Source organism: Streptococcus sp. GMD4S (genome assembly GCF_000296955.1).
The window spans coordinates 1-1,657 of the sequence record NZ_AJRE01000494.1 but is presented as its reverse complement, the minus strand read 5'-3'; the positions used below and the strand labels follow the sequence as shown (position 1 = coordinate 1,657).

Annotated in this window: 3 protein-coding genes; 1 reads left to right on the top strand and 2 read right to left on the bottom strand. The window is 45.9% G+C overall.

Translation table 11 applies throughout. The features are described 5' to 3' along the window. Nucleotides 1–362: aquaporin (locus GMD4S_RS12055; RefSeq protein WP_000463514.1), on the top strand; the 362-nt coding region annotated here is incomplete at its 5' end. A gap of 57 nt (nucleotides 363–419) precedes the next feature. Here GMD4S_RS12055 and queF read toward each other — a convergent pair. Next, nucleotides 420–911 (bottom strand): preQ(1) synthase, encoded by a 492-nt coding sequence (queF, locus tag GMD4S_RS12050; protein ID WP_000082573.1) that lies wholly within the window; start codon nucleotides 909–911, stop codon nucleotides 420–422. 18 nt (nucleotides 912–929) lie between these two features. Further along, nucleotides 930–1,646 (bottom strand): 7-carboxy-7-deazaguanine synthase QueE, encoded by a 717-nt coding sequence (gene queE / locus GMD4S_RS12045; RefSeq protein ID WP_000196454.1) that lies wholly within the window; start codon nucleotides 1,644–1,646, stop codon nucleotides 930–932. Nucleotides 1,647–1,657 lie beyond the last annotated feature (11 nt).

The window sequence follows — 1,657 nt, the reverse complement described above, 5'->3', positions numbered from 1 at the left end:
CAGGCATGTCAACTGCTAGTCTTGGTGAAAATGCCTTGGCAAACGGTGTCACTGTCTTTGGTGGATTCTTGTTTGAAGTCATCGCAACCTTCTTGTTTGTTGTGGTTATCATGACAGTGACTTCAGAAAGCAAGGGCAATGGTGCGATTGCTGGTTTGGTGATTGGTTTGTCCTTGATGGCGATGATTCTTGTGGGATTGAACATTACTGGACTTTCAGTAAATCCAGCCCGTAGCTTGGCACCAGCTGTTTTGGTAGGTGGAGCAGCCCTTCAACAAGTATGGATTTTCATCCTTGCGCCAATCGTTGGTGGGGTTCTTGCAGCTCTTGTTGCGAAAAACTTCCTTGGAACAGAAGAATAATTGAAACTCAAAAAGCCTTGCTCCTCATTTTGAGGAACAGGGCTTTTTCGTATGAGTTTAGCGGTTGTCAACTTTCTCTGGATAAAGGTCGTGTTGGAAGAGACGTTGTTCTGCCAAGCCTTCATACTTAGTTCCAGGCTTACCGTAGTTGTAGTAGGGGTCAATTGAGATACCACCGCGAGGTGTAAATTTTCCCCAAACCTCTAAATAGCGAGGGTCTAGCAAGTTGACCAAGTCTTTCCCGATGGTGTTGATACAGTTTTCGTGGAAATCTCCGTGGTTTCGGTAGCTAAAGAGGTAGAGTTTGAGGGATTTTGACTCAACACAGAGCTTGTCAGGAATGTAGGAAATATAAATGGTCGCAAAGTCTGGTTGAGCAGTGATTGGACACAGTGAGGTAAATTCAGGACAGTTAAATTTGATGAAATAGTCATTTTCCACATGACGATTGTCAAAGGATTCGAGGACTTCTGGTTGATAGTCAAAGATGTAGTTGGTTTCTTTGTTGCCTAGTAGGCTGAGCTTTTTCATTTCTTCTTGTTGTGACATGATTTTTTCTTTCTAATCTTAAACTCCACGTTGGTTATCGTAGAGGAGGGTATGGAGTTGAGGAAGGACGCGGACATTGCCCCAGCTATCGTCGGCAGCGATGCGTTCCCAGAGTTCTTTGAGGCGGTCCAGTTGATCTTGGACAATATTACCCGTAGCCTTGGGCTCAGGATTTCCAGCCGATAAGAAGAGGACATCTGGTTGGTAGCGTTCTTGTATGCCTCTGGCAAAGGCCAAATCGGCATCGTCAAAGACTGGAATTTTAAAGGTGACCTTATCTGGATCCAGTTGGGAAACGATAAAGTCCAGGGTCTCAAAGTTGACTTCCATCTTGGATGAAGGAGGTTTGGGACTCAGGGTGACTTGGTCAATGTCTTTTAACCAGTTTTGCCAGCGAGAGCCTTGGGTCTCAACAGCTAGAGTGACACCGCGTTCTTTGAGCTTGGTGACCAGTTGAGCCATGTTAGCTGCTAGGATAGCAGGATTTCCGCCAGACAAGGTAACGTAGTCGTAGTTTCCCAATTTATCTAAGGCAGCAATGACTTCGTCAGCCGTCATGCGAGTTGGTTTTTCAGAACCATCCCAAGTAAAGGCGGAGTCACACCAGTCGCAGTGGTAGTCGCAACCAGCAGTACGGACAAACATGGTTTTCTGCCCAATAGCACGACCTTCACCTTGAAAGGTTGGGCCGAAAATTTCCAGAACTGGTAGTTTGAGGACACGTTCCCTAGTCATCTAACCACTCC